The sequence below is a fragment of the Foetidibacter luteolus genome, from assembly GCF_009650435.1.
Taxonomy (GTDB): domain Bacteria; phylum Bacteroidota; class Bacteroidia; order Chitinophagales; family Chitinophagaceae; genus Foetidibacter; species Foetidibacter luteolus.
Genome location: NZ_VVIP01000043.1, coordinates 39543 through 55246, shown reverse-complemented (window position 1 = coordinate 55246; position 15704 = coordinate 39543). Strand labels below are relative to the sequence as shown.

The 15704-nt window shown below is 43.7% G+C and carries 9 protein-coding genes; 5 read left to right on the top strand and 4 right to left on the bottom strand.

The genetic code is table 11. The features are described from left to right. Positions 1–111: 111 nt before the first annotated feature. Positions 112–951, bottom strand: a complete 840-nt coding sequence (locus F0364_RS12850; protein ID WP_153798188.1) for a cyanophycinase — start codon at positions 949–951, stop codon at positions 112–114. A 280-nt stretch (positions 952–1231) separates the two neighbouring features. Here F0364_RS12850 and mfd point away from each other — a divergent pair, with 280 nt between their 5' ends. Then, positions 1232–4639, top strand: coding sequence for a transcription-repair coupling factor (gene mfd / locus F0364_RS12845; RefSeq protein ID WP_153798187.1), 3408 nt, complete (start codon positions 1232–1234; stop codon positions 4637–4639). A 347-nt stretch (positions 4640–4986) separates the two neighbouring features. Then, complete coding sequence (locus tag F0364_RS12840) at positions 4987–5181, top strand: hypothetical protein (RefSeq protein WP_153798186.1); 195 nt, start codon at positions 4987–4989, stop codon at positions 5179–5181. Positions 5182–5479: 298 nt separating this feature from the next. Here F0364_RS12840 and F0364_RS12835 read toward each other — a convergent pair whose 3' ends face one another. Next, positions 5480–5764 (bottom strand): hypothetical protein, encoded by a 285-nt coding sequence (locus F0364_RS12835; RefSeq protein ID WP_153798185.1) that lies wholly within the window; start codon positions 5762–5764, stop codon positions 5480–5482. A 300-nt stretch (positions 5765–6064) separates the two neighbouring features. Beyond that, positions 6065–8890: an alanine--tRNA ligase gene (alaS, locus tag F0364_RS12830; protein ID WP_153798184.1), complete on the bottom strand. Its 2826-nt coding sequence runs from the start codon at positions 8888–8890 to the stop codon at positions 6065–6067. A gap of 371 nt (positions 8891–9261) precedes the next feature. Here alaS and F0364_RS12825 point away from each other — a divergent pair, with 371 nt between their 5' ends. Beyond that, complete coding sequence (locus tag F0364_RS12825) at positions 9262–10233, top strand: M23 family metallopeptidase (protein WP_153798183.1); 972 nt, start codon at positions 9262–9264, stop codon at positions 10231–10233. Here F0364_RS12825 and F0364_RS12820 read toward each other — a convergent pair. Beyond that, positions 10230–11402: a GAF domain-containing sensor histidine kinase gene (locus tag F0364_RS12820; RefSeq protein ID WP_153798182.1), complete on the bottom strand. Its 1173-nt coding sequence runs from the start codon at positions 11400–11402 to the stop codon at positions 10230–10232. The genes F0364_RS12825 and F0364_RS12820 overlap by 4 nt on opposite strands. Positions 11403–11678: 276 nt before the next feature. On the opposite strand from F0364_RS12820, the gene F0364_RS12815 reads away from it, so the two are divergent. Both F0364_RS12815 and F0364_RS12810 read left to right on the top strand, forming a co-directional pair. Next, on the top strand, positions 11679–14591 hold the full coding sequence (locus F0364_RS12815) for a sensor histidine kinase (RefSeq protein WP_207632653.1): 2913 nt from the start codon (positions 11679–11681) through the stop codon (positions 14589–14591). Between the two features lie 14 nt (positions 14592–14605). Further along, positions 14606–15355 (top strand): LytR/AlgR family response regulator transcription factor, encoded by a 750-nt coding sequence (locus F0364_RS12810; RefSeq protein WP_153798180.1) that lies wholly within the window; start codon positions 14606–14608, stop codon positions 15353–15355. Positions 15356–15704 lie beyond the last annotated feature (349 nt).

Here is a 15704-nt window from a genome sequence, read left to right as displayed (position 1 = left end):
TGAGCCCGGCGGCAGGAACAAATATGGGGCTTTACTTGCGTCGCACTCGTGTACGCCTTGTTCTTTATTCAGCATTTAAGCGGGTACCAGGCATCCCATATTAAATGGTTATCAGTCAAGCTCAAAACTATCCCCATCGGTATAAATACTAAACAAAATATCTTTCCATTTAATTAACCCTTTAGGATCTTCTGTTAAGCCCTGCGGTTTTTTAAACACAACCACCTGGCTGTTGCCGGCAACAGTGGCTTTATCCTTGTGTACAATAATGGCGGTAGCTTCATCAATACCTATGCAGGCAAGCTGGGGGAAAGCCGCCAAGGCAGATATAAGCCGGTTGTACCTGCTGCGTGCTATAAAATGCTGGTCAATAACAGCTTTTTTTAACAGTCCCAGGCCTTCTGTAAATTCTATGTTCCCGTTCCATATCCTTCCAAAAGTTGAGTGATAAGTGGTGTCGCCTCTTAATTCGTTGCCGGTAATCATGTGTTCACTCATAACAGCCGCCCCGGCGCTGGTTCCTGCTACTGTTGCCCCGCTGTTGTAGGCTTTGTGTATGGCTGCAAAAACAGGCGTATTAAGCACTGCCTTCATAAACCTGGACTGGTCTCCACCGGTGATAAAAATGAGTTTGGCATGTTCTAATGAGTCAAGCCATTGCTGGTTGCTTACTTTTTCGGTTGTAAAGTTCAGGTTGGCTACAGGGTTGCGGCAAACCATACGGATGTCCTGGTAAATGTAATAAAAGGAAGTATCCGGCTCGGATGATGACATGGGCAGTACAACAATGTAATCGTTGCTGTTAAGGCCTGCTGTGTGTATCATGGTTTTCATTAACGCCTCGGTGCGGTTGCCCCCGCCAATAATGAAGAGTTTGCCGGCAGGTTGCTGAGCATTGGAAGCAACGCTGAAAATAAGCAGGAGTTGCAGAATAGATAAACGTAGGTGCATGCAGGAAAGTTAATACATATTGCAATGCTGAAAAGGCTACCGTCCGCGGTATGGCTATATTTGTGCAGTCTATCTATCCGGATCTGAAAAGCTGCCCAATGAACTGAACGATGAACGTAATGCGACGCAACGATGCCCAATTGAAAACCAGGCTTCTGTCACCAAAATAAAAGCTGTATTAAACAAATACATTCACAAACATTAACTGTTTGTTTGCCCTGTTCATTTGTATTCAATGTACCCGCCGCAAACTTTTATCTCCTATCTTTGCGCCGCAGTTATGAATTTAAGTGTGTTGCTTGATAAGTATCAACAAAATCCCCGCCTTTTTCAGTTGGCGGACAGGCTTTCTTTTGCTGACACCCAGCATATCTTCCTAAAAAATTTACAGGGCAGCAGTGCGGAATTCGTGGTAACATCCGTGTTCACGCATCCTTCCACACAACAGCTTAACCACCTGGTAGTGCTGAACGACGCGGAGGAAGCGGCGTATTTTCACAACACGCTGGAAAACCTGACCAATGCGCTGGACCTTTTTTATTTTCCCTCTTCTTTTAAAAACAGGAAGAATTTTAAGCTGCTCAATTCATCGCATGTAATGCTGCGTACAGAGGCGCTTACCAAACTTTCGGCAGGCGGCAACAAAAAAATCATTGTTACCTATCCCGAGGCTTTGTTTGAAAAAGTAGTACTGCCTAAAACACTTAGCGGCAACATCATCCATATTAAAACCAACGATACCATTAACCTTGACAGCCTGATGGAGTTGTTGGTAATGTATGGTTTTGTGCGCACAGATTTTGTGTACGAGCCTGGCCAGTTTGCCTTACGTGGTGGCATACTGGATATTTATTCTTTTGGTAACGAAAAACCTTACCGCGTTGAGCTTTTTGGCAATGATGTAGACAGCATCAGGATATTTGACCCTGAAACACAGTTGAGTGAAAGAAAATTGATGCAGGTATCCATTATACCCAACGTGGAAACGCAGTTTGACAGCGATGAAAAAATATCGCTGCTGGAGTTTTTACCGGAGAATGTGGTTGTATGGCTGAAGGATTGGGACGTAATAAAAGAAAAGATTGAGGAGCAGGAAAACGACCTGGGCAGTTTTCTAAAGTTGCAGGAGCAGGGTGCCACGCCACAGGTAAACGATGAGGAAGACGATACCAAAATTTTAAAGGAAGTTAACCTGGCAGATTTTGTACCGGCAGCAACCATAGAAAGGCAGGTGCAACAACGGCATATTGTTGAGTTTGGGTATAAGCCACAGTTATCAAACTTTGAGATTGAGTTTAAAACAAAACCCCAGCCGGCCTTTAACCGCCAGTTTGACCTGCTGATTAAAGACCTGAAAGATCATGAAGCCCGGAACTATGGCATCTTCATTTTTGCGGAGCAGGCCAAACAGTTAGAGCGGCTTAACAGCATATTTACAGACCTGAATACCGAAATACAGTTTGTGCCTGTAGCCACCGGCATTCATGAGGGCTTTATTGATGAAGACCTGAAAGTGGTTTGTTATACTGACCACCAGATATTTCAACGCTACCATAAATACCGTGTTAAACAGGCTTACAATAAAAACAAGGCACTTACCCTAAAAACCCTTCGCGACTTACAGCCCGGCGATTTTGTTACGCATATTGATCATGGCGTTGGTACCTACAGCGGGCTTCAAAAGCTGGAAGTAAATGGCAAGCTGCAGGAAGCTGTACGCATCATTTACAAGGACAACGATATACTCTATGTGAACATCAACAGCCTGCATAAAATTTCCAAATACACCGGCAAGGAAGGCAGCCCGCCAAAAGTAAATAAGCTGGGCAGCGATGTATGGAACAGGCTGAAAGAAAAAACCAAAACCAAGGTTAAGGAAATAGCTTTCGATTTAATAAAGCTGTATGCCCAACGCAAAGCCCAGCATGGTTTTGCGCACTCACCGGATAATTACATGCAAACCGAGCTGGAGGCATCTTTTATTTATGAGGACACACCAGACCAAAGCAAGGCCACCGCGGATGTAAAAAAGGATATGGAAAGCGAATCGCCTATGGACAGGCTGGTGTGCGGTGATGTTGGTTTTGGTAAAACAGAAGTAGCCATACGGGCCGCTTTTAAAAGCTGCCTGGATGGCAAACAGGCTGCTGTGCTGGTACCTACCACCATATTGGCTTTTCAACACTATAAAACCTTTAAAGACCGCCTGAAAGATTTTCCTGTAACGGTAGATTATGTTAACCGCTTTAAATCCACCAAAGAGAAGAAGGAAACACTTAGTAAATTAGAAGAAGGAAAAATTGATATCATTATAGGCACCCATGCCTTGCTGGGCAAAGACGTAAAGTTTAAAAACCTGGGCCTGATGGTGATTGACGAGGAGCAAAAGTTTGGCGTAGGGCACAAAGAAAAACTGAAGACACTAAAAACCAATGTGGATTGCCTTACGCTTACTGCCACGCCCATACCACGAACCCTGCAATTCAGCCTGATGGGCGCCAGGGATTTAAGCATCATCAATACGCCACCGCCCAACCGGCAGCCCATACAAACAGAAATAGCCAGCTTTAGCCAGGACTTTATACGCGATACCATCTATTACGAAACGGAACGTGGCGGGCAGGTATTTTTCATTTTCAACCGCATACAGGGCGTAAAAGAAATGTCGGCCCTGTTGCAGGGCCTTTGTCCGGATTTAAGCATTTCCTACGCCCACGGCCAGATGGAAGGCCATGAACTGGAAGAAAAAATACTCGACTTTATAGACCGCAAATACGATGTGCTGGTGTGCACCAACATTGTAGAAAGCGGTGTTGACATACCCAACGTTAATACCATCATCATTAATAATGCCCACCATTTTGGCCTGAGCGATTTACACCAGTTGCGTGGCCGTGTGGGCCGCAGCAACCGTAAAGCTTTCTGCTACCTGCTGGCCCCGCCTATGAGCACTTTACCTGCAGATAGCAGAAAACGCCTTCAAACGCTCGAGCAGTTCAGCGACTTGGGCAGCGGTTTCCAGATTGCCATGCGGGATCTTGACATTCGCGGCGCAGGCAACATGCTGGGTGGCGAGCAAAGCGGCTTTATGGCCGAAATTGGTTTTGAGATGTACCAGAAAATACTGGACGAAGCCATCCGCGAATTAAAGCGAACCTCGTTTAAGGACTTGTTCAAGGAAGAAATAAGCCGCCAGGATGATTTTGTAAGCGATTGTACCATCGACACAGATTTGGAAGTGCTGATTCCCGACAGTTACGTGGAAAGTATTACCGAACGGCTATCGCTATACACCCGCCTTGATAATTGTGAAAAAGAGGAAGAACTGCAGCAGTTTCACCATAAAATGATAGACCGGTTCGGGCCCATGCCCCAACAGGTGGATGATTTGTTTACCACCGTACGTTGCCGCTGGCTGGCAGTTGAACTGGGCTTTGAAAAAATGGCGCTGAAAGAAGAAACCCTGCGTTGTTACTTTATCAATAAAAACGACTCCCCTTACTTCGAGTCAGACACATTCAAAAATATCCTCCAGTACCTGCAAACCGGTACCAATAAGGCAAGGCTTAAACAGGCCGGAAAAAACTTCCTGTTGGTGGTTGACGATATAAAAAACATGCAGGCCATGCAACAGTTTTTAGGCCGCATGCATAAAGCCGTGTTGAAAAAAGAAACCTTAGCAGTGTAATTAATAATCCCTCCTGCTAACAAAAGCTTTGCCGTTACACGGCAAAAAAAGCTTTATGGGCCCGGCAGCACGAACTACTATGAAGCTTTACTTGCGTCGCACTCTTGTACATTTTGTTCGCTGCGCAGCAGGGTGCAGCAGGTTCTACTTTGTTCAATGTTCTGCTGTTTTATTGTAGAGGCAATTTTGGCATTGGTTGTGCCCGGCAACTTTATAAAACGCATCCGCTTACGCATCACCAGGCCAGTAACCTGTAACCTGCCCTTCCTGGCTTGCCCGCTGTTAACCTCATTTAAGCAAATTATAAGGTAACCTTTGAGCAAGCACATGCATTAAATTTTAAATTTATGCAATCCAATATCTACGCAATGACTGACAAGCTCCACAATCTTACAGAGGGCATCAAAGAACTTGAAGCCATTATCCATTCAAACAGGCGGGAAGGTAAACCAACACAAGGCAAAGAATTGCTTTTGATGGATATGTATATGATGAAATGCGAACTATTAGAAAAGGCCGGGTTACAACAGCCTGTACAATAACGCAGTGACACATGGGGAGAAAATGAAATAATTGTTATTGATTAACTATTGGTAATTGGTTTTTGGTTAGTAAGCAATATTTTTTGTAACTTTCTATAACAGCACATCCCCAATGATTTATTACATCAACAACCAAAAAACCGCCCGGGAACACCGGCTTTGGCTTATACTACAGTATGTAGCCTTTATTATCGCGGCAAGTATTGCACTGTTTATGCCGGGCCCGGCATAAAACTCAGTTTTGTTTTAATGGTTACTCAAAAGAAAATGTGGCCTGGCGGCAGGAATTGCATCCTTTTTACTTCTTATCGCCGAAGAAAAGCATGTTTAGGTCGTTCTCAATTATGGCATAATCATTATGGCTACCGGGCCATCCTTCAAGGGAGCAAATGATAAAGCCAAGGCTTACCAGTTCTGGCCCAAAGCGGGCTATAATCTTATTTACATCCAGGTTTTTTAATTCCGCAGAATTTTCCAGGGCATTATTTATGGTGCCAGGCGTAAGCTTAGCTTGCCTTTCAAAGCTCTCCACAGTCATGCTGTTCAAATCAATAAACTTTAAAACAGAGTTCAGCGAATGCATACAACCAATTTTAGTTTCAGTTATAGTACCTGGCTTTCCGGAAAACAGGTTAACAAAAAAGGGCTTGCATAGAAATGCGGCCCCGCTTTTTAATCCAATATCCTATGAAAAACCTTTAAGAGGTTTTCAATCGGTATGCCAAGATGTAAATTGGTTGATTTTCAACAAGTTGTAAAACGGGTACGGCTTTACTTTCCATTTATGGGAATTGCCGGGGTTCAAATAGGGAAGATGACCGCGCAACGGGGTAAGGTCATAAAAAAGAGGCCGCAGCCTCTTTTTTATGATGATGAGCAACCCTTACAAAAGAGATTTTACCACGTCAATAACTTTCTCCAGGTTAGAAGTATCCTGGCCGCCGGCTGTGGCAAGAGTTTTCTGGCCACCGCCACCACCTTTAATAAGCGGGGCTATGTGCTGTTTGATAACTGTTGGCGCATCAAATTTCTTAATATCAATAACGCCCTGGTCAAGCGCCAATGCAACGGAGGCTTTGCCATCCACATTGGCCGCCAGCACAATGGCAAAGCAACTGATGTCTTTCTGAAGGTCGAAGCAAAGTTTTTTAAGCGCATCGGCGCTGCCCACTTCCACCACATCGCCGATAAACACAGCATCTAAGCCTTCCGTTAACGGAAAAGTAGTTTGTTTATCCAGTAGCTGCTGTTTTAGCACATTCAGTTGTTTGGCCTCCAGCGATTCTATTTTTTTCTTCAACTCACTGTTTTCAGCGGCCAGGTTTTCAATGGCTTTGCGGATGTCTTTGGGGTTTTTCAGCACCTCTTTAATGCCGGTTATAACCGCCAGTTGTTCGTCCATGTAGCCGGCCGCGGATTTACCGCTGACCGCTTCTACCCTGCGTACACCTGCCGCTACGGCAGATTCGTGGGTTATTTTGAAGAAACCCAACTCGCCGGTATGGCCAACATGGGTACCACCGCAAAGTTCTACAGAATAGGCAGGGTCTATAATTACTACACGAACCACGTCGCCGTATTTTTCGCCAAATAGTGCCATAGCGCCTAATTGCAGGGCTTGTTCCTTCGGCAGCTCTTTAATAACTACGGGAATATTCTCTCTTATCTTTTCATTTACCAGTTGTTCAATCCGGGCTATTTCTTCGTCTGTAACCTTAGCGAAATGAGAAAAATCGAACCGGAGGTGCTCTGCATTAACCAGGCTGCCTTTTTGGGCAACATGTGTACCCAGCACTTTGCGCAGCGCCGCATGTAATAGGTGGGTAGCGCTGTGGTGTACAGCGGTTGATTTTCTTTTGGCAACATCTACCCTGGCGGCAGCTTCAGTTTCAATGTTGGCCGGCAGTTTATCAGTAAAATGGATGAACAGGTTGTTTTCCTTTTTTGTGTCCAGTACATTTATCACTTCGCCGTCAAAGTCCAGGCTGCCGGTATCGCCCACCTGTCCGCCGCTTTCCGCGTAGAAAGGTGTATTATCCAAAACCAGTTGAAAAGCTTCCTTCCCTTTCGCTTTTACCTTGCGGTACTTAACCACTTTGCTGATGGTTTCCAGCAGGTCGTAGCCAACGAATTCGGAATTACCGTTTTCGTCCAGCACTATCCAATCTTCTGTATCAATGGCAGTGGCGGCACGGCTGCGGGATTTCTGCTGTTGAAGTTGGCTATCATATTCTGTTTTGTCTACATGCCAGCCAATTTCTTTTGCCATTAACTCTGTTAAATCGTAAGGAAATCCATAAGTATCATTTAATTCGAAAGCAAATTCGCCATTTACTTCTTTCCTTTTTCTAGCAAATTCGTATTTGGAAATCAAGCTAATATACGAAGCTGTAACTTTTGAATCTTCCTCTGGATCATTAATGTTTTCCATTATGAAGGAACTGCTTGCAGAGCCACCGGTTGCACCTGTATATATAGAAAATCTTTTGATGCCGGCGTCAATTGTTCTTAAAAAATTATGCTCCTCCTCTTTCACCACCTTACTTACAAAATCAACCTGGTGCTGCAGTTCCGGGAATACGGTTTCAAACTGCCTTGCCAGCAGCGGCATAAGCTGGTGCAGCAGCGGCTGTTTATAATCCAGGTAGGAGAAATAATAACGTACAGCCCTGCGCAATATGCGGCGTATTACATAACCGGCGCCTGTATTGGAGGGCAACTGCCCATCTGCAATGGTAAAAGCAATGGCCCGTATATGGTCTGATATAACCCGAAAGGCGATGGCCTGCCTGCTATCGCTATAATCGTAGTTTTTGCCGGTTATTTTCTCCGTTTCCGCAATGGTGCCGGTAAAAATATCTGTATCGTAGTTGCTTTGCTTGCCCTGCAGCACACGTACCAGGCGTTCAAAGCCCATACCGGTATCCACATGTTTTGCGGGCAGTTCCTCAAGCCGTGTACATTCAAGAATTTTCTGAGCCCGCTCCTCTTTGCCAGGATTTTTTGTGTTTAGGTTCCAATCATCGAATCCTTTTTTATCAGACCAAACACGGTTAAATTGAATAAATACATTGTTCCATATTTCTATTACCTGCGGATGGTCATTATTTACCAGCATTTTGCCATCTACCACTTTTCTTTCGTCATCGCCGCGGCAATCCACATGTATTTCGGTACAGGGCCCGCAGGGGCCGGTATCGCCCATTTCCCAAAAATTGTCTTTTTTGTTGCCCAGCAATATCCTGTCTTCGGCAATTACTTTTTTCCACTCATTGTAAGCTTCTTCATCTTTAGGCAGCCCTTCTTTTTCATCGCCTTCAAAAATGGTAACGTAAAGGCGGCTGCTATCCAGCTTATATACTTCCGTTAATAATTCCCAGCTCCAGGCAATGGCTTCTTTTTTAAAATAGTCGCCAAAACTCCAGTTGCCCAGCATTTCAAACATGGTATGGTGATAGGTATCTACACCCACTTCTTCCAGGTCGTTATGTTTGCCGCTTACACGCAGGCATTTTTGCGTATCGGCCACACGGGTATGCTGTGGTTTTTTGTTGCCAAGAAAATAATCCTTAAACTGGTTCATACCCGCATTGGTAAACAAGAGGGTGGGGTCGTTCTTAACAACTATAGGAGCCGAAGGCACTACCTGGTGGCCTTTCTGACGAAAAAAATCTAAAAACTGTTGCCTTATTTCTGCGCTGGATAACATAAACTTTCAATAAAAATTTACAACTGCGCTGCCTGCTTAGCAGCTATCTTTGCCCCGTTTTAAAGGGCTGTAAAGGTAATTGAAACCCCCAAACACCCTATAGGGCAAAGAAAAAAAGAAAAGCAACCGGTAGAATTTTTGTTTGCTGAATTTTAGGCAGGCGGTACCCGGCACTCTTTGGGAAAAGGGTTTGGAAATTACCGCCAAGCACAAGGGCTGGAAAATATAGTGCGGGGAAGGGTACAAAAGCTGAAACTACCCGGTGGGAAAAGCTGAGTAGCGAACAAAGCGTACAAGTGAGTGACACAACGAAGCTTAATAGCAGCACGAAAGTCCGTCCCCCATAAAAAACACCCGATGATGACAGGAAGATGAAAAAAATTAAGTACTTCTACAATACCCACACGCTGCGATATGAAAAGCTGATTACGCCTTTCAGGGTAAAGCTGTTGCGTGTATTTGGCTTTATTGCCGCTGCCGTGGTTACCGCCGGCATTATTGTGCTGATTGCGTTTCAATACATTGAATCTCCGGAAGAAAAATTACTGAAGCAACAGAATGATAACCTGTCAGCCAATTACAAACTGCTTTCGCAGCGCATTAACCAGTTGCAGCAAAAGGTTGGCGAGTTGGAAAAAAGAGATAATGAAGTGTACCGCTCCATTTTTGAATCGGCGCCTGTGCCGGATAGTGCCCGCCTGAAAGAAATGAGCATGGCCAAAGAAATACAACTGGTGCAGGGTATGGGTGCCGGCGATTTGGTGAGCAGCATTGCCGGCCAGTTGAACAACCTTATACTGCGCACTGCGTACCAGGAAAAATCTTACCAGGAGATTGACGGGCTGATAAACAACAAGGAAAAGCTGCTGGCCGCCATACCGGCCATACAACCCGTTAGCAACAAGAGCCTTACCCGTGTAGCGTCTGGCTTTGGCACCCGTATAGACCCCGTGTATAAAATCAATAAGTTTCATGCCGGGCTTGACTTTACAGCCCCGCAAGGCACCCCTATTTACGCTACGGCAGATGGCACTGTTAAGGAGTCTGATTACAATGCCGGCGGCTATGGCAACCATGTAGTTATTAACCATGGCTTTGGTTACGAAACATTGTATGGCCACATGGTGCGTATTAAGGCGAGGACCGGCACCAAAGTAAAAAGGGGCGAAGTGATTGGCTATGTGGGCAGCACCGGTAAAAGCACCGGCCCGCACTGCCACTATGAAGTACACCGTAACGGCCAGCCGGTTGACCCTGTTTATTACTTTTATAATGACCTTACACCAGAGCAGTACGACCGCATGCTGAAACTTGCGGCAGCGGGCAACCAGAGCTTTGATTAGATAAGAATGTTAACCTTTGTTCCCTTGCCGGGCTCGCTTTCTATGCTTATTTCGGCGTGAATTTTATCCAGGAATTCTTTGATGAGGATAAGCCCCAAACCGCTGCCGGGCTCGTTTTGTGTGCCGGGTTCTGAAAAATTCTTAGGGTTTTCAAAAAGGCTTTTACGTTTTTCTTCTGTCATGCCAACACCTGTATCGGCTACCTGTATAAGGGTTTTATCGTGCTGCGTAAAACTGCTGACCGTTATGGTACCGTTTTCAGTGTATTTGTTGGCATTGGTAACCAGGTTGCGGATGATGAACTTTAGCGCATCGGGATCTGTATGGATGGTGTTGCATTGCGAATTAAGCACCAGCCTGTTGTTTTTAAGCGTAGAGGCGGCATGCACCATGTCAAAGCAATGCTGAACGATGGCGGGAAAATCAACATCCTTTTTCACCAGCTTTTTCACGTTAATCTGCATCCGTCCCCATTCCACAAGGTTGGCAATCATGTCAATGGTGCTGTCTATTTGTTTGGAAGCAACTTCCAGCATTTCGTCAAATTCTTCAGCGGAAATAATATCGTCATTCTTTAATTCAAGGATGGATTTTATTGCCCCCAACGGATTTCTAACATCGTGCGAAACAATGGACAATATTTTTTGCTGCGTTTTAACCAGGTTGGCAACTTCCGCATGTTTTTTATGTAATTCCAGCAACTGCATGGCCTGGTTAGCCAATACTTTCAGCATAAACTTCTGGGTTTCAGTAAGGCTTTTGGGTTTGCTGTCTATTACGCAAAGCGTACCCAGCGAAAGGCCTTTTTTTGTAATAAGGGGCATTCCGGCATAAAAGCGTATGTTGGGGTTGCCAGTAACCAGCGGGTTATCAAAAAAGCGCTCATCCTGCAGTGCATCAGCAATTTCCATTATTTCGGTATGCAGTATGGCATGCCCGCAGAAAGAAATATCGCGGTCGCCTTCCGCGTCTTCAATACCCACTTTGGCTTTAAACCATTGGCGTGAAACATCAACCATTGTAATGGTGGAAATGGGGGAGTCGCTTATGGCGGAAGCAAGCTGCACAATCTGGTTAAAAGCTTCTTCGTAAGCCGTATCCAGTATATCGTAACTGTATAATTCTTCCAATCTCTCCTTTTCGTTTTCCGGTAAGTTAGCCGCCTTCATATTGGATTTTTAGCGTAATTATTTTGATAAAGGTAAGGTAATGCGGGGCATTGCTTTACGCAGTTATCCGCGGTTTGAACAATGAAGTACAAAAAGGTTGGATTAAATATAATTTGGTTACCGGCGTTCGGTTTTTCATGGGGACTTCGTTGCGTCGCAAGCACTTTATCGTCTGGTTCTTTGGGCGGCTTTTCAGACCCGGGCAGGCAGGAGAAAAGGAAAGTAAATGATGCAGTGCCTTTTTTGCTGCAAAACAGCATTTATATTTACGGCGTAATGAGAATACATAGTGCGCTGATATTATTTTCCATTGTCCTGCTACCCCATTTGGCTTTTGCACAGGAGCTGAGTTACACCCACTATGATACTAAAAACGGCCTTGCCGGTTCCACCGTTTATTGTTCAACTTTAGACAAAGACGGCTTTTTATGGTTTGGCACAGAAAACGGGCTAAGCCGTTTTGATGGAACACATTTTAAAAATTTTACCACCAGGGATGGCCTGCCGGATAATGAGATACTTGAGTTGTTTACTGACTCAAGGGGAAGGGTTTGGATGGCGCCTTTTAGAAATGAGATTTGTTATTATTATAAAGGGGTGATACATACAGCCGAAAATGATACCACGCTGGCAAAAGTTAAGCTGCTTTCTAATATCCGGCATTTTGCAGAAGATGCCCATGGAAATATTTTAATCAGTGATTACAGCAGGTCGAGGCTTTACCTGGTTGCGGCAGATAATGAAGTTAAAAATATAAGTACTATAAACTCAAGATTTTTTAATAAAATCGGTGTTATATCAAAAAGTCCTCAAGGTAATTTTTGGGTTCTCGAAAATGATACCTTGTATGAATTTGCAAATGGGTTTTTTAGAAGTATCGCTGAGATAGATTCCGCTGGTATTCTAGACAAACAAATCTTTTTGGCTAATAACTTTTTAGCCAAAAAGCACCACTCAGATGAGTTGGAATTAAAGAATTTAATCTCAGGTAAAAAAATCATTATACCTTACCCTCACACGCTTTTTAAGTACACTATTGTTAATGACTCCCTGGTTGCCCTTTGTAAAAATTCTGGCATTGATGTTATTAATACTAAAACGCTTGCTTATTTAACTTATCTAGAAGGAAGGCCTGTGACTGATTTGTTAATAGACAAAGAGGGTAGCTTATGGTTTACAACCTTAGGGCAAGGTATTTGCAGGTTAAATTCACAGGTTGTAAAAAACTTCGGTTTGCCAGAAATAAGTAATTCTAAGCCTTCTATTTCTGCAATTTTTAAAATAGGCAGTAAGATAATTGCCGGCGCAAGCCTAAGTGCTTTATATGAAGTAAATGTGGATGATGGTCTTGAAAGCATAGTTCAAAAGGGATTTGCGGCCGGTGTTGCTGTAGTTTCTGAAATTTTGGATGTAAAAGAGCTTAGTAATGGGGATTGGATTTTTTTTGAAAGCTCACAAATATTGAAATCCGCTGGTAATTTTGCACCGGATAAAGGAGTTCGAATCCCTACCAAATCCGTTTCTTGGGTCGATAAGACTAAATTTGTCGTCGCGACACCAAGCTGTACCTTGATTTTCGACCCCTATTCCTTCCGCATTTTAGATACTATTTGGAACCAGCGCACTACAGCCGTTTATTATCGTAACGATACTTTTTTTATAGGCGCATTGGATGGGCTTCACCTGCTTGTGCGTGGTAAGCCTGCAAAACATTGGGGCGCCTCTGTACTATCTTTTAAAAACAGGATAACTGCTATTAAAGAATCTGCAGACGGAACACTTTGGATAGCAACTTATGGCGATGGGTTACTCGCCTATAAAAACAATCGTATAATAACTCATCTAACAACAGATGATGGTCTTACAAGTAACATTTGCCGAAATATTTTTATTGATGGTAATAAACTTTGGGTAGGCACAGATAAGGGCTTAAACAAGATATCCTTTAAAGCTGAAAAGGCATCTGTTACTCAATACACAACCTCTGACGGAATTGCTTCAGATATTATTAATGCGGTATTTGTAGAAAACAGTATGGTGTTTGTTGGTACCCGTGAAGGGCTTACTTTTTTTGATGAGCAAAAAATAAATTCTAACTCCCGCTGCGATTTACGCCTAACCGGCATCTCCGTTTCCGGTAATTCTTTTTCTACCGATAGCAGCAACTTCAATCTCCCCCACAATAAAAACAATATCCAGTTCAATTTTGTGGGCATCTCTTACAGGTCTGCCGGAGATATTACTTACCGCTACCGGCTTATTGGCCTTGACAGTGTCTGGCAAACAACCAGGGAAACATATTTAAGCTATCCCACACTTCCTTCGGGCGATTATGTATTAGAGCTGCAGGCTACTAACAAATTTGGTGTCAACAGCGATATCATGTCATTACCTTTTTCTGTAGAAAAACTGTTGTGGGAAAAAACATGGTTTAAGTCATTACTGATTTTGGCAATTGCTGCCTTTGTTTGGCTGCTGCTCAATCTTCGTATCAGGCATGTACGCCGCAATGAATCTGAAAAGCAAAAAATAGCCAAGAAAATTACAGAGCTGGAGCAGCTTGCCCTTAAATCTCAAATGAACCCGCATTTTATTTTTAACAGCCTTAATTCTATACAGCAGTACGTAATGGATAAAGATATTGCGGGGGCCAACAAATTCATATCAGGGTTTAGCCGTTTAATGAGGCAAACATTGTTTTTTTCCGCAAAATCACATATTAATCTCGCGGATGAAATTACTTACTTAACCACTTACCTGGAACTTGAAAAAGACAGGCTGGAAAATGCATTTACTTACCAGGTTATTACCGGGCAGCACATTTATCCTCATGATTATCTTATACCGCCCATGATACTTCAGCCCTATGTAGAAAATAGTGTAAGGCATGGCGTTCGTTACAGGAAAGATCATGCAGGTGTTATTTTAATTTCTGTAACTAAACAGGATAGTTACCTTGTCTGTGTAATTGAGGACAATGGTATCGGAAGAAAAATGTCGCGGCAATTAAAAGGAAATACCACCATTGAGTACCAATCCAAGGGCATGTCTTTAACAAGCGACAGGATAAAACTGATCAACGAAAGTAGTGCGCAAAAAATAGAAGTGATGATAGAAGACCTGGAAGATGAAACTGCGGTACCCCGCGGCACAAGGGTAACAGTTCGCTTCCCCGTCATTGAGAACTAAATACCAATCAAACTATGATACGGGCATTGATTATTGACGACGAGCCTAAAAATATCCGGGTATTAAAAAACCTCGTGGAGCAGTTTTGCCCGCAGGTAAAAATTTGCGGAGAAGCGGAAAATGCCGAAACAGCTATCCGGTTAATAAAAGAACTTCATCCTGGCCTGGTATTTCTTGATATTGAAATGCCTTACGGCAACGCGTTCGATATGCTGGATAAATTAATGCCGGTTGATTTCGAAATCATATTCATAACCGCTTTTGATGAATATACCTTAAAGGCTTTTAAATATAGTGCGCTTGATTACCTTTTAAAACCCGTAAACATCGAGGAGCTGAAGGAGGCTGTTGAAAAAGCCGAAAAAAGAATTCAACACAAGGATACCAACCAACAGTTGAATAACCTGCTGTATAACCTTAAAAAAAACAATACAACACTTCAAAAAATCGCCCTTCCTTTCAAAGAGAGTTTGCTGTTTGTTCCCGTAAACAACATCACCAGGTGCGAGGCGAGTAGCGGCTATTGCAATGTTTTTACTTCAGACGGGCAAAAATTCCTGGGTACAAAAACCATCAAAGAGTATGAGGAAATGCTTCCCCCAGACGTATTTTTCCGTATTCATAATTCGCATCTTATCAACCTTACTTATGTACGAAAATATTTAAAAGGCCGCGGCGGCCTTGTTGAAATGGAAGATGGCGTTATGATTGAAGTGGCCAGCCGCCGCAAGGAAGAATTTCTTGCCCGCTTCGGTTACAGGTAAAAGTAACCCTGGGTCTGCAGTTGCGTATTTTCCCTGGCCAATTGTATTATTGTCATAATCGTTAGGGGGTGTCCCTCGTGCCTCGGGCCGGGCTTTCCGCTCATACTCCGGCACAAAAGCCGACACACAAGACCTTCACCGGGGTATCCGCTTCAATCCCTCACCCAAAGGTGATGCAGCCCGCTTTCAATGCCGGCAGTTTCATGCGCAGGTTCCTTAAAATATCAGCCCACAGTGGGAAAAGCAGTTTCCGGAACTTCATAAAATCCCATCAATTGTACAAAAAAAGCATGGCTAAACTCAACCGGCAATAGGCAACTCACTTCAATTTTTCCCTTCGACAATGCAA

Bases quoted from the DNA above. Each gene is read 5' to 3' on its own strand.
- F0364_RS12820 (WP_153798182.1), bottom strand. From the start codon at position 11,402: ATGAAGGCGGCTAACTTACCGGAAAACGAAAAGGAGAGATTGGAAGAA.
- F0364_RS12810 (WP_153798180.1), top strand. From the start codon at position 14,606: ATGATACGGGCATTGATTATTGACGACGAGCCTAAAAATATCCGGGTA.
- F0364_RS12850 (WP_153798188.1), bottom strand. From the start codon at position 951: ATGCACCTACGTTTATCTATTCTGCAACTCCTGCTTATTTTCAGCGTT.
- F0364_RS12825 (WP_153798183.1), top strand. From the start codon at position 9,262: ATGAAAAAAATTAAGTACTTCTACAATACCCACACGCTGCGATATGAA.
- F0364_RS12835 (WP_153798185.1), bottom strand. From the start codon at position 5,764: ATGCATTCGCTGAACTCTGTTTTAAAGTTTATTGATTTGAACAGCATG.
- alaS (WP_153798184.1), bottom strand. From the start codon at position 8,890: ATGTTATCCAGCGCAGAAATAAGGCAACAGTTTTTAGATTTTTTTCGT.
- F0364_RS12840 (WP_153798186.1), top strand. From the start codon at position 4,987: ATGCAATCCAATATCTACGCAATGACTGACAAGCTCCACAATCTTACA.
- mfd (WP_153798187.1), top strand. From the start codon at position 1,232: ATGAATTTAAGTGTGTTGCTTGATAAGTATCAACAAAATCCCCGCCTT.
- F0364_RS12815 (WP_207632653.1), top strand. From the start codon at position 11,679: ATGAGAATACATAGTGCGCTGATATTATTTTCCATTGTCCTGCTACCC.